The 22,417-nt window shown below is 51.3% G+C and carries 16 protein-coding genes and 1 pseudogene; 9 read left to right on the forward strand and 8 right to left on the reverse strand.

Features of this window, described 5'->3' with window-relative positions; genetic code table 11:
- Window positions 1-288 precede the first annotated feature (288 nt).
- The 9 genes from J3P34_RS14905 (at window position 289) to J3P34_RS14945 (ending at window position 9,907) form a co-directional block, all read left to right on the forward strand.
- On the forward strand, window positions 289-2,121 hold the full coding sequence (locus J3P34_RS14905; protein ID WP_210489480.1) for an ABC transporter ATP-binding protein: 1,833 nt from the start codon (window positions 289-291) through the stop codon (window positions 2,119-2,121).
- A 495-nt stretch (window positions 2,122-2,616) separates the two neighbouring features.
- Entirely contained in the window at window positions 2,617-3,114 is a 498-nt protein-coding gene (locus tag J3P34_RS14910; protein ID WP_210461916.1) for a hypothetical protein, read from the forward strand.
- Between the two features lie 3 nt (window positions 3,115-3,117).
- Entirely contained in the window at window positions 3,118-3,702 is a 585-nt protein-coding gene (gene lpcA / locus J3P34_RS14915) for a D-sedoheptulose 7-phosphate isomerase (RefSeq protein ID WP_210461918.1), read from the forward strand.
- Between the two features lie 216 nt (window positions 3,703-3,918).
- A complete protein-coding gene (locus J3P34_RS14920; RefSeq protein WP_210489481.1) occupies window positions 3,919-5,457 on the forward strand; it encodes a YifB family Mg chelatase-like AAA ATPase in 1,539 nt (512 codons plus the stop codon).
- A gap of 375 nt (window positions 5,458-5,832) precedes the next feature.
- Complete coding sequence (locus J3P34_RS14925; protein WP_210489482.1) at window positions 5,833-6,438, forward strand: porin family protein; 606 nt, start codon at window positions 5,833-5,835, stop codon at window positions 6,436-6,438.
- Window positions 6,439-6,519: 81 nt separating this feature from the next.
- Window positions 6,520-7,125, forward strand: coding sequence for a porin family protein (locus J3P34_RS14930; protein WP_210461923.1), 606 nt, complete (start codon window positions 6,520-6,522; stop codon window positions 7,123-7,125).
- Window positions 7,126-7,409: 284 nt separating this feature from the next.
- Window positions 7,410-7,997, forward strand: a complete 588-nt coding sequence (locus tag J3P34_RS14935) for a porin family protein (RefSeq protein ID WP_210489483.1) — start codon at window positions 7,410-7,412, stop codon at window positions 7,995-7,997.
- 413 nt (window positions 7,998-8,410) lie between these two features.
- Window positions 8,411-9,067: a porin family protein gene (locus J3P34_RS14940; RefSeq protein WP_210461927.1), complete on the forward strand. Its 657-nt coding sequence runs from the start codon at window positions 8,411-8,413 to the stop codon at window positions 9,065-9,067.
- 189 nt (window positions 9,068-9,256) lie between these two features.
- A complete protein-coding gene (locus J3P34_RS14945; protein ID WP_210461929.1) occupies window positions 9,257-9,907 on the forward strand; it encodes a porin family protein in 651 nt (216 codons plus the stop codon).
- 124 nt (window positions 9,908-10,031) lie between these two features.
- Here the strand turns inward: J3P34_RS14945 and J3P34_RS14950 are convergent.
- From J3P34_RS14950 to J3P34_RS14985, 8 genes and pseudogenes are all read right to left on the reverse strand, one after another.
- Window positions 10,032-11,411, reverse strand: a pseudogene (locus J3P34_RS14950) (dipeptidase); the annotation flags it as partial.
- 180 nt (window positions 11,412-11,591) lie between these two features.
- Entirely contained in the window at window positions 11,592-12,236 is a 645-nt protein-coding gene (gene plsY, locus J3P34_RS14955) for a glycerol-3-phosphate 1-O-acyltransferase PlsY (RefSeq protein ID WP_210489485.1), read from the reverse strand.
- Between the two features lie 212 nt (window positions 12,237-12,448).
- Window positions 12,449-17,713, reverse strand: a complete 5,265-nt coding sequence (locus J3P34_RS14960; protein WP_210489486.1) for a hypothetical protein — start codon at window positions 17,711-17,713, stop codon at window positions 12,449-12,451.
- 22 nt (window positions 17,714-17,735) lie between these two features.
- The gene (gene prmA / locus J3P34_RS14965) at window positions 17,736-18,575 is read right to left on the reverse strand and encodes a 50S ribosomal protein L11 methyltransferase (RefSeq protein ID WP_210489487.1); all 840 of its coding nucleotides are present in this window, start codon (window positions 18,573-18,575) and stop codon (window positions 17,736-17,738) included.
- A 267-nt stretch (window positions 18,576-18,842) separates the two neighbouring features.
- On the reverse strand, window positions 18,843-19,607 hold the full coding sequence (tpiA, locus tag J3P34_RS14970) for a triose-phosphate isomerase (protein WP_210489488.1): 765 nt from the start codon (window positions 19,605-19,607) through the stop codon (window positions 18,843-18,845).
- 181 nt (window positions 19,608-19,788) lie between these two features.
- A complete protein-coding gene (locus tag J3P34_RS14975) occupies window positions 19,789-20,940 on the reverse strand; it encodes a lycopene cyclase family protein (protein ID WP_210489489.1) in 1,152 nt (383 codons plus the stop codon).
- Complete coding sequence (locus J3P34_RS14980) at window positions 20,930-21,595, reverse strand: carotenoid biosynthesis protein (RefSeq protein WP_210489490.1); 666 nt, start codon at window positions 21,593-21,595, stop codon at window positions 20,930-20,932. The genes J3P34_RS14975 and J3P34_RS14980 overlap by 11 nt, the downstream gene beginning before the upstream one ends.
- A 100-nt stretch (window positions 21,596-21,695) precedes the next feature.
- Entirely contained in the window at window positions 21,696-22,391 is a 696-nt protein-coding gene (locus tag J3P34_RS14985) for a YiiX family permuted papain-like enzyme (RefSeq protein ID WP_210489491.1), read from the reverse strand.
- Window positions 22,392-22,417: the final 26 nt, after the last annotated feature.

A 22,417-nucleotide genomic window follows, 5' to 3' on the forward strand; every position in this document is an offset into this window, starting at 1 on the left:
GACATTCACCTTGGCATTAAATGTAGGGCAATCCTTGTGGTTGCCCTTGCGCCAGCCACCGTAGTCTGGGTTGTTAAAGAGAACACATAACAACGGCGTGGGTAAAGGGCTAAGTTAACAGCCAAGGTACCCCCCGGATTTTCCTTGAATGGGATTTAAAAGCATGGGCCGCTATTCTTCAGGAGTAGCGGCCCATGCCGTTTTCTGCCTCTTTTACAGAAAACAAGCCCGAAAGGCATATTGGAACCGGGTGCGGTTTCATTCCGGCAAAGCCGTACCTTTGCAGGAATGAAAACTTATTTCCGCATTTTAAAGTTTGCGCGGCCGTTTAGCCAATACGTTCCGTGGTACGCCATGGCCACCTTATTGGCCACCATCTTTGGGGTTCTGAACTTCGGGTTGTTGGCTCCTTTGCTGAAGGTTCTGTTCGGGCAAGCCAAAAACATGAATGACATTCCGGCGGCGGTGCCGGCGTTTGAGTTCAATATCAGTTGGTTTACCAAGTTCTTCTACTACCATGTGGGTCAGATCATCCAGACCGAGGGGAATATTGGGGCCTTGCGCTTCATCTGTCTTATGCTGGTGATCTCGGTACTGCTGGCCAACCTGTTCCGCTACATCGGCCTCCGGATTGAGGGCGTAGTGCGGGCCCGGGTGGTGAAAAACCTCAGGATGCAGGTGTTTGAGCGCCTTACGCAATTACAACTTGGCTTTTTCTCCAACCAGCGCAAGGGCAACATCATGTCAACGCTCACCAACGATGTGCAGGAAGTGGAGAACTCGGTGGTGAGTACTTTGAACGTGCTGTTCCGGGAGCCTTTCCTCTTGATCGGGTATTTTGTAGTGCTTTTCTACATCTCGCCGCAGCTCACGTTTTTCAGTTTGCTCGTGCTTCCGGTCTCGGGGTTGATCATCTCCAGCATCTCCAAAAAACTGAAACGGCAGTCGTCGCAGGGGCAGGATGCGCTGGGTTCTATCCTGGGCATTATTGACGAGACCTTGAGCGGTCTGCGCGTGATCAAAGGGTTCAATGCCCAACCGTACGTACTGGACAAGTTCCGGCAGAGCAACAGCCTGTACGCGCGCATCATCACTTCCATGAACAACAAACGCAGCCTGGCCTCGCCTTTCTCTGAGTTCATGGGTGTTTCGGCGGTGGCAGGCATTCTGTTCTACGGCGGATCTTTGGTTTTACGCGGCGAGTCTGATCTGGGCGGCGAAGACCTCATTGCCTACTTGGCTTTGTTCTCGCAAGTATTGGTACCGGTAAAAGCCATTTCCAACGCATTCAGTAACATCCAACGCGGCCTGGTTTCCGGCGAGCGCGTGCTGGCCCTCATCGATACTGAGCCTCTGATCCGGGACCGGCCAGACTCCAAAACGCTGCCTGAGTTCACCGATGCTATTGAGTTCAGGAATGTAGGTTTCCGGTACGCCAACGATCCCATTCTGCAGAACATCAACCTGACTATTCCTAAAGGCAAGACCATCGCGCTGGTGGGTCCGTCCGGCGGCGGAAAATCAACTCTGGCCGATCTGTTGCCGCGTTTCTATGACCCTACCGAGGGCGCCATCACCATTGACGGTCTGGATCTGCGCGATTGCTCGTTGTTCTCTATCCGGGAGCAAATGGGCATTGTGACGCAGGAATCTATCCTCTTCAACGACACCATCTTTAACAACATCGCCTTCAACAAAACCGATGCCACGGAGGCAGAGGTCATAGCCGCCGCCAAGATCGCGAACGCCCATGAGTTTATCATGCAGAGCCCGGATGGTTACCAGACCGTGATTGGTGACCGGGGCAGCAAACTGTCGGGTGGGCAGCGTCAACGGCTTAGCATCGCGCGCGCCATCCTCAAGAACCCGCCAATTTTGATCATGGATGAGGCCACCTCGGCGCTGGACACCGAGTCTGAGAAACTGGTGCAGGAAGCCCTGACCAACCTCATGAAGAACCGCACCTCGCTGGTGATCGCGCACCGCCTCAGCACCATCCAGCACGCTGACGAGATCATTGTTCTGCAAGGCGGCCGTATTGTGGAGCGCGGAAACCATGCTCAACTGGTGCAGCACGGCGGCGTCTACCATAAACTCACCCAAATGCAGCACACCTCATAACTGGTTCCGTCTGCTATACAGAAGCCGTTTCGGGCATGTTTTCTTACAAACAAGCTTGAAACGGCTTCTGCTTTTTCTGCATCGTGCGTTTTGCGTAGAGTTAGCGTAGCGCTCTACGCAAGAGCCGTACAGCCAATCTCCTGATTGGCATTAATTATCAGAAGCAGGATTCTCAGGATGGATCTGATTTTCTGGATTTAGGAAGGAGAGGCAGTTGGCACAGGCGCTCGCAGGCCTTTCAGATGCTACGTGGTCTTTGGAGCTGACGGTTTAGTGTTAGCAGCCAGAAACTCCCCTCCTAATTTAGAAAGGGTGGCAGGAAACAATGCCAAGACAAGCCAGTAAAAACCGGCATTCTACAGGTTGTTTCAGGCTTGTTTTTTGGAAATCAGGCCTGAGACACAGCACTTTCATTTTCTTCTACAGCTATTTCCCAGCTTTTGCGTACAGGTATATATTCATTATTCTTAATGTTTACCCGCAATCTGTACGGTTATGGAATCTCTGAAGAAGTTTATAAATATCGCGGTGATGACGTATTTGCTCATTGCCTTTCTGTTTCTGCTGCGCATACTAAGCGTATCTAAGTTCGTGATGCTATTTGACTTAGCCCATGACGCCGAGTTCTTCAACTACCTGCTTTGGATTGGGGCCGTGTTGCTGCTGGCAGAACTCTTGGTAGAAAACGTGTATATTGCCACGCTAAAACGGAGCCTTGAGCGCGAGCGCCGCCAACACACGGAACTGAAGGCGAAACACACCGAGTGGAAAGCGAAACACTATGACCAGCAGCTGAAAACCTCGGCCGCGCCGCTTATCCCGGAGCCTGCCCCTACCAGAACTGAGCACGTGCCGCCGCAAACTAGCCGCAACCCGGATACTTCGGCGGAGGATGAGCAGACTTTGATTATCACGCCGGCTCCTATTCCGCCAACCGTAAATCCGGACGAAAACCCCAACCTGCCGCCGGCAGAACACCGGCCTTTTGTATAGTACATGAATACCTCTCCTTCTGCCCTCATTCTGCAGGAACTGCAACAAGCCCAACAAGTCCTCACCGATTTTCTGGCCCAGCCCGCCACCGTTTCCTCTATTGAAGCGGCGGCGCAGCTCATGGCCAACAGCCTGAAGAACGGAGGCAAGATTCTTTCCTGCGGTAACGGAGGTTCCATGTGTGACGCCATGCACTTCGCCGAGGAACTCACCGGCCGCTACCGCGATGACCGGGCACCCATGGCCGCCATCTCCATTTCAGACCCCAGCCACATGAGCTGCGTGTCTAACGACTACGGCTATGACCACATTTTCTCCCGCTACGTGCAGGCCCTGGTAAGACCCGGCGATGTGTTGCTGGGCATCAGCACCAGCGGCAACTCAGCCAACGTGCTTAAAGCCGCCGAGGCCGCCAAAGCCCAGGGTGCCCTTGTGGTTACGCTCACTGGCAAAGATGGCGGCAAACTGGCTCCATTGAGCGATGTAGAAATCAGAGTACCCCATTTCGGCTACGCCGATAGAATCCAGGAAATCCACATCAAAGTCATCCACATCCTGATTCTGCTACTGGAGAAACACATGGCCTGATAAAATCGGTCCTTTACTTACAGGTACGCTTTGCGCCTGCTTTTCTAAAGACAGGCCTAAAAAATTCCTTTTACATGTACACTCGGCTCCCCTTAGCTTTTAGGTTTGAAGGGGGATCTGGTCAGTGCTTTGCTTCTAGTTATCTGTCACGGAATTTATTGCGGCCATATGCTGTTGGGCTTCAAAATAATATCCAAAATTGTATTAGAATCATCTATGCTTGTAAAGACCTTCGGAAGCGCCGTACAGGGCGTGAATGCCTTCACCATCACCATTGAAGTAAACGTTTCACCAGGCACCAAGTATTTTCTGGTAGGCTTGCCAGACAATGCCATCAAAGAAAGCGAACAGCGGATTGAGTCGGCGCTCAAGCACCACGGCTACCGGATGCCCCGCCAGAAAGTAGTCATCAACATGGCTCCCGCTAACGTGCGCAAAGAAGGCTCGGCCTACGATCTGCCCATAGCCCTGGGCATTCTGGCCGCCTCAGAACAACTCCTCACCGATCATCTGGAAGAGTACCTCATCATGGGAGAACTGGCGCTGGACGGGGAGCTCCGGCCCATCAAAGGCGTGCTGCCCATTGCCATCCAGGCCCGCAAAGAAGGGTTCAAAGGATTTATCCTGCCCAAGCAGAACGCCCAGGAAGCCGCCATTGTGAACAACCTGGACGTGATTGGGGTGTCTAACTTAAAGGAAGCCATTGATTTTCTGCTCGGCGATCTGGCCATTGATCCGCTTAAAGTAGATACCCGCGACGTCTTCCAGATGACCATGCACCAGTATACCGCCGATTTCGCCGATGTACAGGGCCAGGAAAACATCAAGCGGGCGCTGGAGATTGCCGCGGCTGGCGGCCATAACGTAATCATGATTGGTCCACCCGGTGCCGGTAAAACCATGTTGGCCAAACGCCTGCCATCCATCCTGCCGCCACTTACCCTACATGAGGCGCTGGAGACTACAAAAATCCATTCGGTAGCCGGTAAACTGGGCGCACAGGGTTCTCTCCTGGCGCAGCGACCGTTCAGGGCCCCGCACCATACCATCTCAGATGTAGCATTGGTAGGCGGCGGCGGAAATCCGCAGCCCGGCGAAATCTCCCTGTCGCACAACGGGGTTCTGTTCCTGGATGAGTTACCCGAGTTCAAACGTACGGTTCTGGAAGTCATGCGCCAGCCCCTGGAAGAACGGCGGGTAAGTATCTCGCGGGCGCGCCTTACAATTGATTTCCCGGCCAATTTTATGCTGGTGGCCAGCATGAACCCGTGCCCCTGTGGCTTCTATAACGATCCCAGCAAAGACTGTGTCTGCGGACCGGGCGTGGTGCAGCGTTACCTAAACAAAGTAAGCGGCCCCTTGCTGGACCGCATTGACCTGCACGTGGAGGTCACCCCGGTTTCTTTTGATCAGATGACGGAGACCCGCAAAACCGAGACCAGTGCCGACATACGCGAGCGGGTAGAACGGGCGCGCCAATGGCAGGCCAAACGTTTCCAGGATTTCCCCGACATCCACTCCAACGCCATGATGCCTCCGCAGATGGTAAAAGATTTGTGCCGCATCAACGAGGCCGGCCGCTTGCTCCTGAAAGCTGCCATGGAGAAACTGGGGCTCTCGGCGCGTGCCTATGACCGCATCTTAAAAGTAAGCCGCACCATTGCCGATTTGGCCGGCTCTGAAGACATCAAAATAGAGCACCTGGCTGAGGCCATCCAATATCGCAGCCTGGACCGCGAAGGTTGGGCTGGCTAATACTCGTTCACAGACTCGCATCTTCTCTTTCCTCCTGATAGACTATGCTTTCCCAAAGCAGTCCGTCAGGAGGATTTTTTATTTCCGCATAGGATAGGGGTTATCTAATATAAGGCTGTCTAGTAGAGGAAGCATGGCAACGCAAAAGCCCCTTGCTCTCCCAAATGCATGAATGTGGGGTAGTGCGTGACAAAAAAAGTAAGAACCTTAACCTCTTAAAATTCACCCATATGTTCACTACCCTCAAAGATTCTTTAGCAGCTCAGGCCAGAGACTTTATACTTACTTTTTGGTATATACAAAAACCAATATTTATTCTAAATAGCATTACCCATTACTAAACCTCAAAAACATCTAAACCCTTATTATCCACTCATGAAAAAAGTAGTTTTTTTGATTGCCGCATTATTCACTACCTATTTTGCCCAGGCCCAGGACGGCATCAAATTAGGTTTGAAAGCAGGTGTTAATGTGAGCAGTGTTGTTGGCAAGGACACAGAGAATCTAGGCAACCTCCTTGGTCTTCATGCGGGCGGTTTCTTAGACTATGGTCTTTCAGATCAGTTTTCCATCAGGCCTGAGCTCCTTTACTCTTTAAAAGGCTTCTATGCTGAAGCCGAGGAAGAAGACTTTGAGTATAAATCATACCTCACCTCCCACTACATTGACCTTCCGGTACTAGGCAGATTTAAAGCCGGTAATTTCTTTATTGAGGCTGGCCCAACCTTCTCCTTTCTGTTAAGCGCAAAATCAAGAGACGAAGGCGAGATCATGGGCGAGGAGTATGAAGAAACCGAAACCGTGACCGATGAATTCAACAAGTTTGACCTTGGCGTTGCGGCCGGAGTTGGCTACCAGTTCCAAAGCGGTCTTGGCCTGGGCTTACGCTATAACCGTGGTTTGAGCAAGTTAGATAAGTCAGGAGAAGCCAAAGCCTTCAATTCTTCCTTCCAATTGGGCGTGAGTTACACACTGAGATAATCGCAGAAAGTATCTTTTCCTGCATACCTTCCTTGCCGGACGTTTCCCTTCATCAATTACCTAACCTAAATCATAAACTTCATGAAAAAGCTATTATTCTTTATTGCTGCATTGTTCACCACTTACTTTGCCCAGGCCCAGGAGGGCATTAAATTGGGTATCAAAGCAGGCGGGAACTTTACCAACGTTATGGGTGATGACCTGGATGACGCTGAGTATATCTTTGGTTTCCATGGTGGTCTCTTCGCAGACTACGGCATCTCTGAAATGGTCTCTATCCGGCCAGAATTACTGTACTCTTTGAAGGGCTTCAAGTTTGAAGGTGAAGAAGACGGCGAGGAAGTCACGCTGAAATCAAGACTTAGCTACATTGACGTTCCAATTCTGGCCCACATTAATGCCGGCGGCCTGTTTTTTGAGTTAGGACCTACCCTGGGCTTCATGGTAAACGATAAAAACACGCTGGAAATTGATGGCGAAGAGATTGACCTGGATACAGAAGAAGGAGAAGGCTACAAAAAATTTGAATTCGGGTACGCTGCTGGTATAGGTTACCAGATGCCTGCTGGCCTTGGCATTGGGCTGCGCTACCAAGGCGGTATCACCAGCATCAATGAAGATGATGATATCAAAGTACGTAACTCTGTCTTCCAGCTGTCTTTAAGCTACATGTTTGGAGGTAGATAATCCTCTCTTCAAATGATTTTAAAAGGGGCCTCACATGAGGTCCCTTTTTTATTTGCCCCTTATTTGGGGTTATGTAGGCTCTGCCATGCTATCCCCAAGTTCTACCCTCATGACCAAGCAGAACCTCTTCGTGTACTTTGCACTATTCTTCAATAACTTACCCTCATTGCACTCCAAAACAGCAGGCTGATCTAGCATCTAACATAGGAAAAAGAACTAAATCTTAGTATTTAGCACCGCATTCTTCCCTCTAAATACAAATTTTAAGATCAAACCCTCATTCCATGAGAAAACTACTACCATTCATAGCGGCACTATTTACTACTTACTTTGCTCAAGCCCAGGAAAGCACCAACTTTGGGGTAGTAGGCGGAGCCAACTTCAGCAACTGGACCGGGGCGAACGTAGGCGGAACCAAAAGCAAAGCAGGCTACCACGTAGGTGCCTTTTTAGATTATAAGTTTTCTGCCTTTGCCTCATTCCGCCCGGAGATTCAGTTGTCTAACAAAGGCTTCAAAGCGGAAGGCGAAGGTGATGCCATACTGAGGGCCCAGGTAAACTATATTGATATTCCGGTCCTATTCAGGGTGAACGCTATTGGCTTGTTCTTTGAAGGCGGACCCTCCATAGGCTATAAAATCTCCTCCAGGCTCAAAGTGACGGAGGGTGACAGTAAAATCTCTACGCCACTGAACGGACTCAAAAGGGTAGACATTGGGTATGCGGCTGGTCTTGGCTATGAACTGCCCGCTGGCATCGGAATTGGCTTACGGTACAATGGCGGACTCTCAAAACTTCCTAGAAAAAGTGAAGCAAAAGTCTATAACTCAAACATTCAGTTATCATTGAGTTACATACTTATAAGAAAGTAACCAGTTCTCGCAAAGCTAAAGGGCCTCATCTGAGGCCCTTTTATTTTACCATGCAGTCCCTGCGCCTATTCTACCTACTTACTCCCTTAATTCAGATACTTACAATCCATTTCCTTGCCATGAGTTTAAGGGCCGTTTTCCTGAAAACAGCCCTTAAGAAGAAATACTTATTTTTTATTTCCGGCATAGACGTGTATTGCTTAGAGCCTGGGCCAAAAAGGGCTAATGCGTTGAAAAACAAAGCTTCTAAACTGTATTTTTATCTTTTTCTAAGTTGTTTAAAATGAAGTTCTCCTTCCTGTTTAGAAACTTAATCTGTAAAAAAACAACATTTTGCTACGATACCGTATAATGGGGTGAGTTTTAAAAGGGTATGTCAGACAAACAACCCATAACCTAATTCTATTACCTCTATGAAAAAGATTGTATTATTTGTAGCAGCCGTGCTTTCATTTGGTATTGCACAAGCGCAAACTGGCCCAAAATTCGGAATCAAAGCTGGAGTAAACTACTCTAACATTTCAGGAAAAGAGTTGGCCAACGAAGATATCTACCAGAACAAACTAGGCTTTGTGGGTGGTATCACCTCTAACTTTGACCTGAGCGGCGATGGCTTCCTGTCTATCCAGCCAGAACTTCTTTTCTCGCAGCGCGGCTACCAGTACCGTGATGAAAAGTACACCATTGGCAACAATGAATACAAGAGCAAAGGTGACATGAACTATAACTACCTGGACTTACCGGTTCTATTAAGAATCAACGCCGGTGGTTTGTTCTTTGAAGGAGGACCTCAAGCCTCTTACCTGTTAGGGATCAAAGACAATACAGAAACAATCGTCAACGGAAGAGACACTGATACTTCCAGAAAGGTAGAGAAAGACCAATTAGCTGAATTAGAGATTGGCTACGCCGCTGGTTTAGGATACCAGGCCCAAAATGGCCTTAGCTTAGGTCTGCGGTATACCGGCGGCATCAACGCCCTCGCCAAAGATAATGACAACGATGAGTTGGCCAATGCCCGCAACTCTGCCTTCCAACTTACCCTTGGGTATGTGTTTGGTGGCAGATAATCAAAAGTAAATTCTTGAAATAGGAGGAACGGCCGCTGGCAGTTCCTCCTATTTTTTTACCCTTATCATTCAGGCACTTAGCTTTCGCAAACCCTAAATCCCAGTTTGACATGGCCATTACCTGAATTTAGGCACAGTGTTTGATAAAATATCTTCAAACAAGGGAACTAAAATCAACTTTTTAAAATCATGAAAAAATTCGTCTTCTTATTTGTAGCGGTTGTAGCCTCATATGCAGCACAGGCACAGGCAACCTTCGGGATCAAAGGAGGTCTTAACTATTCTAACCTCTCCGGCGATCTTCAGAACGAGGAAAGATTCAACAACAAAATAGGTTTCAACGCCGGGGTTTATTTCAACGCACCCGTTGTAGGTGATTTCTTCTCTATCCAGCCAGAGGTGCTGTACTCCAACAAAGGGTATAAGTATGATGACAAAGTAGAGACCAACCTGCTGGGCACTGAGTACCGCTACGAAGGAACTGCCAACTTCAACTACATTGACGTTCCGGTTTTGGCCCGCGTAAAAGCCAGCAGCTTCTTCTTTGAGGCCGGTCCGCAGGTTTCTTACCTGGTGAGCGTGAACGACAAAACCAAAGAGTACCGCAACGGCGAGTTGGTAGACCGCAACGTGAGCGAGAAAAGCAAATCTGGCTACTCAGACTTTGAGGTAGGCTACGCTGCCGGTCTTGGATTCGCGGCTGGAAACGGCATCAGCTTGGGTCTGCGTTACAACGGCGCTTTCACAGAACTGACCGATGATTCTCCGGCCCGCGGCGAGTTCAAAAACGCCCGTCACTCTTCTATCCAGTTATCTTTAGGCTTCCCGCTGAGCAGATAATTCATAGGCCGAAAACATAAAGCTTTGCAGAAGTAAAAAGCCCTGCCCTCTTGATGAGGGCAGGGCTTTTCTGTTTAGAGGCCATTTTCAGCAAATCGGCTTGAAAACGGCGGCGTTTAAGTTTTCAATTCTTACCGTGCAATTGGGTAAAATGCTGGTAGAACAGCGGAATGGTTTCAATGCCTTTCATGAAGTTGAACACCCCAAAATGCTCATTGGGAGAGTGAATGGCATCTGAATCCAGCCCGAAGCCCATAAGCACGGTATCGGTCTCCAGCACAGACTTGAACATGGCCACAATTGGAATAGAGCCGCCGCTACGTACCGGTACCGGCTTCTTCCCGAAGGTGTCTTCCATGGCCTTGGCCGCTGCCTGGTAACCCGCCGAGGTGGTAGGCGTGACTACCGGCTCACCGCCGTGGTGCGGCTTCACCACCACTTTCACGCTGGGTGGGGCAATAGACTCAAAATGTTTCTGGAACAATTCGCTGATTTCCTCTGAGGTCTGGTGCGGCACCAGGCGCATAGAGATTTTGGCAAACGCCTTGGACGGAATCACCGTTTTGGCGCCCTCGCCAGTATAGCCACCCCAGATGCCGTTCACATCCAGCGTAGGCCTGATAGAGTTGCGCTCCATGGTGCTATAGCCAGCCTCGCCGTGTACATCAGACAGGTCAAGGGCTTCTTTGTAGGCATCCAGGCTGAAAGGGGCGCGGGCCATCTCAGCGCGTTCTTCCTGGCTTAGTTCCTCCACGTTGTCATAGAACCCGGGAATGGTGATGTGGTTGTTCTCATCGTGTAAGGAGGCAATCATCTTACACAAGATGTTGATGGGGTTAGCCACCGCCCCGCCGTATAAACCAGAGTGCAGATCGCGGTTTGGTCCGGTTACCTCAACCTCGTGGTAGCTTAGGCCGCGCAAACCGGTGGTTACCGATGGCACATCGTTGGCCAGCATACCGGTGTCTGAGATGATAATGATATCGGCGCTCAGTCTTTCTTTATTTTCTTTCACGAAGGTGGCCAGGTTTACGGAGCCTACTTCTTCTTCGCCCTCAATCATGAACTTCACGTTGCAGGGCAGTGTCTGCTGCTGCATCATGGTCTCAAAAGCTTTCACGTGCATGTAGGTCTGGCCTTTGTCATCGCAGGCACCGCGGGCGTAAATTTTCTCGTCTTTGATCACGGGCTCAAACGGCGGCGAGTTCCACAGTTCATAAGGATCGGCGGGCTGCACGTCATAGTGCCCGTATACCAATACCGTTGGCAAAGCCGGGTCAATAATTTTATCTGCGTAGACAATGGGGTTACCCGCCGTCTGGAACAGCTGCGCGTTGTCTGCCCCGGCAGCCTCTAACTTCTCTCTCAGGAATTCAGCCGCTCGCATCACGTCTCCTTTAAAAGACAGGTCTGCGCTCACCGATGGAATACGTAACAACTCCAGCAACTCTTGCAGAAACCGGTCTTTGTTCTCTTCAATATAGGCTTTCATAGTATGGGATTGATGATGGGTGAAGTTAAAAACAAAAAGCGTCCTTCTAAGGAAAGAAAGCCGCCTTTATCATGAATTTAGGCTCCTGCCGGATTCACAGGTGCGCTATGCAAATAGTATTTCCGGCTTCAGCCCGATTTCCTGAAAATGGCCTAGAAACGAAAAATAGACACCTGCCCAAATTGGAGCTGGTTACTTTTTGCCGAAAGGATTGATGTTGGCTTTGCTTTCCACGCCCTGCAACAACCGGTTGATGTTCTTCTTATGGGTCAGGACCACCATCACGGCAATGAAGATCCCGAAGATAGGCAGCAGCAGGTTATCTGGCCGGAACATAGGCAGCATCAAGAGCAAAGGGAAAGAAATGGCCGCCAGCATGGAGCTGAGCGACACGTATTTGGTCAGCAGCAGCACCACCACAAAAATACCCAGGCAGATCAGGGCCACCGGCAGATGCACGGCCAGCACCATGCCCATCACTGTGGCTACGCCTTTGCCTCCTTTAAAGCCCACGTACACCGGGAAAATATGACCAACCACGGCTACCACGCCCAGAATGAGTTTGAACATGATCAGTTGCTGCGGCTCTATTACTTCCCAGTTCACCAGCAGATTGGCCAGCGAGGTGGCTGCCCAGCCTTTGAAAATATCCACGGCCATGACAATAGACCCGGGCTTTTTACCCAGCACCCTAAAGGTATTGGTAGCGCCGGCGTTACCGCTGCCGTGCTGCCGCACGTCAATTCCGTAAAACTTTTTGCCCACCCACACCGCCGTAGGGATAGAACCAATCAGATAAGCCAACAAAATGATTCCGCCAATAATGACTATCTCCATGCTATTCTGGTGTTAGATGCGTGCGTTTTTCTTCTACCTGGCAACTGTTCTTGCGTTTTAGCTGCCTATTATCCTTCAAATATAGGCAAACCCGCAGCATGGCCCAACACCCCGGTCACCAGACACGAAACATCCCGTTTCCGGGCTGTTTCTGTAAAATCAGCCTGAAAACGGGATGTTCAAAAAGGTAATGAAGGTAAGCTGCCTCTCAGTTAGTTGCCGGTAGGCGGAATGTCGGGCGGAGTCTCCCCTGCTTTCTTCTTCTTGTCTTTTTTCTTTTTGTCAGAAGTCTCTTCCTGGCCGTTGGTTACCGGGGTTTCAAAGCCTGAAGGAACATCAACTTCTGCCTCCTTTTTTTTCTTCTTGTCTTTGCCTTTGGCTTCTTCTACCGGAGCTACCGGGGTTTCAAAGCCAGCGGGAACGGCATCAGTGACCTCTTCTTTCTTTTTCTTCTTGGTTTTAGGTTCCTCTGACTGGGTTACAGGGGTATCAAAGCCCGGCGGTGTGGCGCCAGTGTCCACCATTTCCTCGCCTTTCTTTTTCTTCTTGCTCTTCTTGCCGGAGTCTTCCTCAGTGGCGGTGTCAAAGGTATTGTACACCGGTTGCGGCGCGGCTTTCAGAGGCTCTTTGCCCAAGTACGTCTTCCGGAAGTAATTCACAAACTCCATTCTGTCTATGTCTTCCAGCGGGTAGAAGGTGTAATCTCCCCCGGCCACGGTTCTTCCTTTTGACTTGGAAGCCACCGCTCCGTTAAACTGCGGATCTGAAGAAGTCATGCCCAGGCCTCCTTCAAAGAAGTTGAAGTAATACCACAGATAAGGATTCACCTCCAGGTACATCGCAACGGCATCGCCTGTGGCGCCTGCTTTTATTTCAATGTATCCCGTGATCTTGGCGTTTACATCCGTTTTGTTAATACCCGCTATACTGATTGGGCCTACGCTGTACCAGGCATTTTTCTTTGGCGACCATTTAAGGTTCACCTGGTTCAGTACCAGCGTATGGATGAGCTTCTCAGAGATCTTTGAGAAAGGAACGTATCCTTTGGCCGTGGCAGCCGTGAAGGCGGGCACGCCTTTGTCGCCAATGAAGGCCGCCAGTTTAAACGGAAGCGTAGGGTTATTTAAATCTATCCCTTCCGGAAGTCCGGCTACCTCTTTCGCCACTTTGGCGCCCATGCTTTCTATGGCCTGTTCCGGTGCGTCAAAGTCAAAGGCCATAAAGGTGTCTAACTCATACTGGCTGCTATCGGTGCGGCCGGTACCGCTGCCCACAGTCGTCATTTTGAAACCTTTTACGCGTCTGATCAGGTTGAACTGTCCGTCGTATTTGGCCTCTTTTGTAACATCATTGTACTGGAGCATGTTACCGGTGTAGGAGTTTCCGTAGGCCCGGCCTTCATCTCCTATCTTGTACATCTTTTCTTCCTTGTTGAAAGAAAGTACTCCCTGCACGTCAAACACGTCTATGTCATCGTCAAACTGCTTCTTGGAGACAAACGTGTTGTAGATCTTACCCGAGGTGGCATTGATGTGGACCCCGGTTTTGAGCGGCGTTCCATCTGCCAGGGCCGGGTCCTTGATTTCTATGCGCACATCCTCCGGGTCTACGCCGTCGCGCTTGTACGGGAACCAGTCGGCGCTCTCCTTGCCCCCGAAGAGCATCTTGGCATGTCCGTCAAAGTTCAGGGTCTTCTTGTTCGAGGCTATGGACACGTTACCGTAGTAGCGCACTTTAGGGATGATAAACAAAGTGTCTTTCTCTGGCACCGTTCCTTCGGCCAGGAAGAAGGCCGGGGCTTTGGGCTCGTCTTTCTTCCCGCCTTCTGGTTTCTGCCAGGCAAACTTATCAAATTTGATCTTGTAGGCGTCTCCACCGGCATTGGCGAAGGTGTAGATAGCGTTACCCGTGATACCAAACCGGTTATCCACGTGCAGTTCCCCTTTCACCATCTGGTGGTGTTTCTGCACAGAGTCCATGGCCAGACTGGCTCTCTGGAAGGTTCTCAGGTCGGCATCCTTCATAAACTGCACCCTATTGCTGTCTGGGACAATGTAGCTGTCCCCAACAGGAATGTACGGCACCCCGGTAGCTACCAGCGTATAGTTGCTGAAATCATAGGTAGCTCCTTTGGCTTTGAAGGCCAGCGAGTCGTCACCTGTTTTCATGGAGTAGAAGTAAGACTCGCCTCCGTCTGTATTCCCGCTGGTCAGGGTGAGTTTCCTGGTTTTGAAATCCCACTTACCAGCAGACAGAGAAGATTTGTACTTGGCAAACGGAAACTCAGTCGTGGCGCTGCCAATTCTCTCAGCTTTGTACTCTGCGTAGCCTTCATCCATGTGGAAATCCAAGACTACGTCATAGGTAGTGAGCGCGGGCGTTTTCTTATCAGAGGAAGCCACTTCCATACCGGCCTGGTTTCCGTGGATGAGGCCTTTCTTGAACACGAAATGCGGGGACTTCATGGCCACTTCTTTGTTCTCCACCACGCCATTCCCAAACAAGGATGACGGCGTAAAGCCCAGCATGCCTTTGTAAGTAAACCGGTCATTGAAGATGCTCATGAGTTCGCGGTTCACGGTATGGATCTGTAGGGTATCCTTATAAGGTTTCCAGTTCATCTTGAAGGCTTTGAAGGTTCCGCTAGGGTAAGAACCCTGCGCCACAGTGCCTTCTTTGAAGCTTCCTTTCTTTCCTACCTCGGTAATAGCCGAGTCCACGAAGAACACAAAGCCCGGCGAGTTCATGGTAGCGGTCTGGTAGCTCAAAACACCTTTCCCGCGCAAACCTTTGGTATCCATGGTAAGCGTATCGGTGAAGCGCCCTTTGCCGCCGTACACCGCGAAACCTGCCTTAGGCACCGGATACTGGAAGCCCAGCGCACCGTCTGGCTGAATGGCCAATTTAGTCTCAAAAGGCGGGAAAATGCCCCCCGAGTTGAACGTTCCCTTGAACCCGATGACGTTGTGCTTGGTACTGGCCATGCTGTCAATCTTGAACGGCGGAATGTTGAAGTACACAGTTGTGTCATATACCCCACCCAGGATCTCGGGTTTGTTGAAGTATACCGTAGCCCCTGAGATAGCATCCAGCGCCGGGTAGCCCTGTGATTTCTTACTGCCAGATTTATTGTCTGGACGGTTAAGGTACAGTTTGGCCTGGCCTTTGCCGCCGCGGTTTACCAGGGTGAAAGGCGTTTCCTTTTCTTTACCGTCCTTGGCCTTGGTTCTGGTGGTAAGTACCGTAGAGTCTATTTTGGCCAGGTCAATAAAGAAGCCGTCGTAGTCAAAAAGGAATTCCTTGCCTCTGAAGCTAAAGTCAGTGGATTTGACTTTCCCGTTGAAGAGCATGTTACGGTTCTTCTTGATGCGTACGATCTGGCTGTCTGGCTCCACTACCACTGAGGAGTCTTTGTTAAAAGCGAAGGATTCCACCCCCCGCAGAATCAGGTCACCACTGGCCAGGTCCAGCGTAGCATTGCGGCCCGCCGGTGACAAAGCGTTCAGGTTGATGTAGTCGTAGTCTTTCTTGTTACGGGAGGCGTCCACGTAGTGGTAGGCTTTCTCGCGCAGGTGCACCAATCCCGTGGTCGCGTCATAGTCCAGGAAGTTTTCCTGGGCCAGGGTAGTGAGCGCCTGGTGCAGCACCTCCTTCTTGATCTTCGTGTCTTCAGACATCTGCGCCAGATAGAACGTCTGGCTGCCCACCTTCGCCCCATAACCTACGGTGGTGTACAGCGGGTGGAAGTTGGAGATGGTCTTGATCTGCTGGAAACGTGTCTCGGTGAAGTACTCCTTGGAGTTCACCTGCACCGGCACCTGGTTTTTCGCAGTGAGGATGGAGAAGTCTATGTTAGGCTCCGTAATGTTCCAGGCGGCCATGTCAGTGGTGAGCTCCACCTGGTGGTAAGAATGGTAATAAGGCGTAAGCTTGTACAGTCCCTCGGGGTTGATGAGCACCAGCCGTTTCCCAGCCTTGTTGTACTTGAACTTCACGCCCGGGTGGGTGATGGAATCTTTCCCCTGAAACAGGGCGATACCCGCTTCGGGGGCGGTGATCAAAGAATCATTGATGGTGTAGTTACGCGAGGTAGCCCTGAATTTGCGCTCTCCTTTGTCTGACACCCAGATAGTGGAAGGGCTGGCATCCAGCGCGGCACTCATAAGGGTACCACCGGCAAGTGAAAGCCCACCCAGGTACTTGATATCTTCTCCGAAGCGCTTGATTTTGGCGTTATTGGTGTGCGAAATGAACTTAGGATAGCCGTTATCTCCGTTTGCTTTAGCCTTGGTAAGCCGATATTCCAGGTTCCCCCGGATGCTGTTTTCCAATACCGCCGGATAAGTAAGCGTAACATCCTCGGCCTTGAAAGCCGGTTTGGCTATCTCAAAAGTAAGGCCTTTGAATTCGGCGGTAGCATCTCCGCCCAATTGGTTCCAGACCAGTTTACCGCCGTTTCCGGCATAGATTCCGCTGGCCAATGAAATAGCCCCGGTAGCTTCCTTGATGGTCACCGAGTCAGACGCGGAGGTAAACACCAGGTTAGATTTCTCCAACACCACCACCGGACCAGCCAGGACCGGCAACGGAGCCGCAAAGTATTCTGCCTCCACTGGTTTCACCGGCTCTGCCTTCTCCGGAGCTGGTTCTTTTTTAGCCACTGCAGATTTAGTATCGGTTGACTTTTTACCGTTGCTTGATTTCTTGGCGGTTTTAGGTGCAGGCTTGCTCACTTTCTTAGGCGTGTCCCAGGCGGCCCAAGGGTCTTCTTCTACCGGTTTGGATGCTTTTTTGGGAGCAGCCCAGGGATCTTCTTCCACCGGTTTGGCTACCTTCTTGGCAGCGGGCTTGGGGGCCGCCGCCGTGGCTTTGGCGTCTGGGGTTTGCTTGGCAGGTGTTTTACCGGCAGTAGCAGGAGTGGCGGCAGGCGTTTCCTGTGCTCCCCAGCCAGAATCAGCGGCGGGGGCCGCGGTGCCCTCGCGGTACTCAAACGTAAAGGCACCACCTTGCGCCTGAAGGCTGTTGGTAGGTCCTTTGTAGAGCGTCTTACTCAGCAAGAACTGCTGGGTGTTGGCCAGGAATTTCTCATATACCTTGACATCCTGCTTCTGGAGAGTCTGCTCCATCACTTTAAGCAGCTGGTCCAGGTTGGCGCCGGTGTACTGGTGCAGGTTCACGCTGGAGCCCACCGTACCCAGGAAATTCTCAAAGTGCGGCCGTGACTTGAGCTTTTTCTTGAGCATTTCCTGCGCCAGGTCCATGACTTTCTTCTTCTGGGAGGAATTCAGGCGGCCGCTGGCCCAGGCCTCTTCAAAACCGGTGCCCACCTGCACAGCGGCGGTGTTCTTGGTGCCGGCCATCATGGCGCGCATGTCCAGCACAAACTGCTCAGGATCCTCAGCGGAGACCTTATAGCTTTGGGCATGGCTGACCAGGCCACTCAATAAAAGAATCAGAAAGAGGTAACAATGCTTCATAATCAATAGGCTGATTAACGGACTATTTTGTGGCTGTTTTCCGGAAAATGGCCGAAACCCAGTTGTTCTTGTTTCTGGACGACTCAAAAATAAGGCCAAGCTCCGTGGCCCTCTCCTGCAGTATGGGAAGGTCCTCAGTATAGAAGCCGCTCAGCACCAAGGGATTGCCTTCCTGCAGCAGTTGGCTGTACACCGGCATGTCTTCCAGGAGCACGTTGCGGTTGATGTTGGCCAGGATGAGGTCAAAGGGCGCTTCGCCCTGCAACACGGAAGCATCGCCCAGGCGCACTTCCAACGTTTGGCAGTTGTTGCGCTCGGCGTTCTCGCGGGCGTTCTCCACGGTCCAGTCCTCAATGTCCACGCCCAGCACCTCGCGGGCGCCCAGCTGCTCGGCCATGATGGCCAGGATTCCGGTCCCGCAGCCCATGTCCAGAACGCGCTTACCAACGTGGTCAAGGGTTAATTGGTTTTCAATCATGAGCGTGGTGGTCTCGTGGTGGCCCGTCCCGAAGGACATTTTAGGCGTGATCACGATGTCGTACTCAATCCCCTCCGGCTTGGGGTGGAAATCGGCGCGCACGGATACCTTGCCGGCGATGAGCAGTGGCTCAAAGTTTTTCTCCCACTCCTCGTTCCAGTTCTGCTTGGCGATGTTGCGGGTCTCGTACGGGAACTCGCCGGCGAAGCTGTAGCGCTCCAGAACTTCCTGCAGGTCTTCTTCAGAAAAACGGTCATCTTCAATATAGGCCTGGAAACCTTCCTCGGTGTCCTGGAAGGTGTCGAAGCCAAGTTCGCCCAGCTCCGCGATCAGGATTTCTGAGTATTCTGGCGATGCGGTGATGGTTACTTCAATAAAACTCATAAGCGTGTTTATACAAATTCTGCCATTTGACAGAAGAGGTGGTAAATATTTCAACGAAAATAAGAGTAAAATCTTGCGTTTTAGACTTATTTCTAGAAAAGGAAGCGAAAAGCACAAAATAAAATATCGGCCGCAGGCCACGCCAGACGCGATAGTAAGTTGGCTTAAAAGCATTTTGGGCCTGTTTTATGCAAAACAGGCCCAAAATATAAAGATTATACTATATAAATATTCTGGCTCCCGATAAGGCAGCCCAGCCAGCGGAGACTAGAAGGATTTAATGATATCAGTGAAGTCTCTTGACTTGAGCGAAGCTCCGCCGATGAGGCCGCCGTCCACGTCTGGCTGCGCAAACAACTCTTTGGCGTTACCAGGGTTGGCGCTACCGCCGTACAGAATGGTTTTGTTGTAGGCTGCCTCGGCATCAAACAAACGGGAAAGCTCTTCCCTGATGTAGGCGTGCATCTCCTGCGCCTGCTGGCTGCTGGCGGTACGGCCCGTTCCGATGGCCCAGATGGGCTCATAGGCGATCACGATCTGGTCAAACTCCTCGTTGCTCAGGTGCGCCACGGTGTCCCGCAGTTGCTGGCCTACGTACTCAAAATGGTTTTCGGCCTCCCGTACTTCCAGCGGCTCGCCGCAGCAGAAAATAGGCTTGATGCCCTGACCTAGCGCCGCTTTCATTTTCTTGAACAGCAGGTCTGCGTCCTCGTGGTGGTACTGCCGGCGCTCTGAGTGACCCACCAACACATACTCCACGCCTACAGACTTGAGCATAGCCGCCGATACTTCGCCGGTATAGGCGCCGCTCTCATGGGCGCTCACATCCTGGGCCGCCAAATGCATGCGGGAATTTCCCTGAATGAGCTTGCTGATGGAATGCAGGAACGGGAACGGCGGCGTCACAATCACCTCCACGTTGTCTCCGGTGACCTCGTCTTTCACCATGTTGTCAATCTCACTTACCAGCGCCTGGGCATCCTGGTAGGTTTTGTTCATTTTCCAGTTGCCGGCAACAATGTTCTTTCTCATAGCCACTAATGATTGAAATTGATGGAAACGGCCACTTCTGGCGCAGCCGCCTTTTAGGTTCATTTTTCTTAAAAACAGTTCTGAAACGGTACGCGCCCTTGAAAGCACTCACCGTTGGGCCGCTAAGTTAAGGATTTTGGCGTATGTGCGTGCCTGCTTCCGGCCAGAGGCCAATGGCGGCCTACTTGCGGGTGGCTTGTTTGACGGCGGCGGCCAGGAAAACCTGCTGGTCCATGGCGTGCATGATTCTCAGGTCTTCCCACAGAGAGGTCTCCTCATTGAGGAATTTGAGGATGAGGCTGGCCGGCAGCTTGCTGAACATACTGTGAAAAATCTCCCAGGACTCTATTTTCTTCTCCAGCAGCACCCGCAGGAACACGCTGTCATAGAAGGCGTACTTGTCAAGGATTTTATCGGCCCCCGCCAGTGGTTTCTTACCCTGCGCCAGATTACGCGCAATGGCCGCACACTGCCGCTGTATAAAGCTGAAGGTGTAGCCCGTAGAAGCTTTGGTGGCCCCGCCCGCCGTCCCGATGTTAATCACCCGCTCGCTTATACTCTTGGAGAAAGGCGCATCGGTCATCGGGATAATCCCGAACTCCTCATGCATGATTTCATAATCCGTGATACGGAGATAGTCTTGCAGATATTGCTTTATCTCGCAGTCATAGGCTTCCTGCGGCAAGGCAGCTTCTGAGAAACCGGTGTATTCCACCAGCGCCTCGTGGGCATTGACCGGCAACACGTACATAAAGCGGCAGTCCTGGTGCTGCGCCACCCGGAAATCCATGAGCGTGGGTTCCTCGGGCTTGAACGCGGGTTGGGCGGTTTTGATGAAAATGCCCTTGAAATGCTGTACCAGGTAATGCTTGCCCGGCAATTTAGGAATCTGGAAAAGCACGCTGTTGAACACGTACTGTGCCTCGTACACCGCCTGCTTGCCGGTAATCACGCCCTCGGGAGACAGGGTAACGATCTCGTCCTGCCGGAACTCCACGTTGGGAAAGTCCTTCATCCGGCTGAAGCAGTGCTGGTAAAAAGACAGGCTGTCCAGCATTTTGTATCGGTAGGGGCTAATGTCCAGCAGCGCCGAGAACTTGGGCGAGTGGAAGTATAGTTGGCTCCATTGGCTTTTAAGGCAGCTCTCAAAGGGACTTTCGCTGGTTTCCCAGAAACACCAGGTCCGGTCATTGGTTTGCTTGGCGTCGCGGTCCAGCAGTAGGATCCGTTTGGACTGTAGTTCCGGGTGACCCAAAAGGTGGCACATCAGGCTAAGGCCCGCCGCCCCGGCTCCTGCAATGATGAAGTCATACGTGTGGGACTTATCCGGCATAAAAGAATTCCACTACGTTGAGCAACAGGAAAAATACGAACTGCACCAGCAGGAAGTAGGGCGCAAAAGGGTTTCGGGAGTTTTTAAGCAGTGGAATAAGCACCAGCGCGAACAGGTAACTGAAACCGTACCAGGCCAGGTAGTTCTGCAACGGAGGCGTGTGGTGGTCCCAATACCAGAAATCGAACTTCTCGCAGACCTGCTCAATCAAAAAATCTATGCTCACAGGAATAGCCGCCGCCAGGGTCGCTTTGACCCAAACAGGCCGTTGCCATACGGTCACTACCGCCACAGAGGCAAAACACAGAGCCGCCCAGTTCATGCCAATCACCAGCGGCACATCCATGAACTTATGCCCGAACGCCTCGCCGTAATGGTAGCCACCAAACACCTGTCCCGTCCGCACGCCAATGATCTCGGCGGTTAACCCCACCAGAAATACGCCTACCAACCCCAGCACCATCTTCACGGTAAGACCCTGATGGTTCCAGAGCAAAAGTCCGGTGGCCAGCACCAGGTTCAAAGGCGTGTTGCTCAGAAACCACTCCCTGAAAGGCGTATAGAATCCAATAAGCCCGCATACGTGGAACAGGCAAATAATACCCACGGCCAGGTGCAGTTTTTGGACAGGAAGCGGAGCGGTGAGTTCCTTCATTCTGGGTTAAGCTTGATAAGGGTAATAACGCGAAAGCAGCTATACGATGCAGGGGCAATATAGTGAACCGCCGACAGGAAGAATTGTTCTGGCCCGTGGCTTACTTCTCCACCACCGTCACCAACAGATCTGAAGAGAACATACTGGCCGGCGAGATAACTTTCTCCTCGTACGGAATTTGGCGTCCGTAGCGTTCACGCATTTTGGCCTGCACCGGTTTGGCGCTCAGGTCAAAGTCCTTGAGCTTTTCCAGCTTCCCAATCTCCAAACCCGTAGCCCGCTGGTACACTTTCCAGATAAGTTCTGAGCAATAGATTTTCTCATCAGACCACTCAAAGGTAAGATCATAGTCTTTGCCCGCCAGTTTCTGTCCTTCTTCCTTCATCTTAGCCAACGCCGATTTGCTCAGTACTTGATCTGCGGTTTTGAGGCGTTTCACCACAAAATGGCCACCCTCGCCACGGGCAATCCACTTAGCCAAAGGCGTGGTAGAAACCGGCTGCACGGCCTCAAAGACAAAATACCCACTCCCGTTTTTATATACGATGCCGCAGTGGCTGTACTTAGATTTGGTGGCTAGCTGAATGGCCTGGCTTTGCGCCGAGCGCGAGGTATGGAAAATGAGATCGCCGTTCTGCAGTTCATTGGAAGCAGATAGTTCCCGCACCCGGTCCGCCGCTACCTCCTGGTATTCTTCCGGATTGGGTTTCCCATAGCGTTTTTCCAGAAAGTAGCCAGCTGCCACTAAGGGAAGTAGTACCCATAAAGCCAGTAGAATTTTTGAGCGGAGTTTCATACCACAAGGTAATAGAATTTTCTCTC

Source organism: Rufibacter aurantiacus, from assembly GCF_017916345.1.
Classification (GTDB): Bacteria; Bacteroidota; Bacteroidia; order Cytophagales; family Hymenobacteraceae; genus Nibribacter; species Nibribacter roseolus.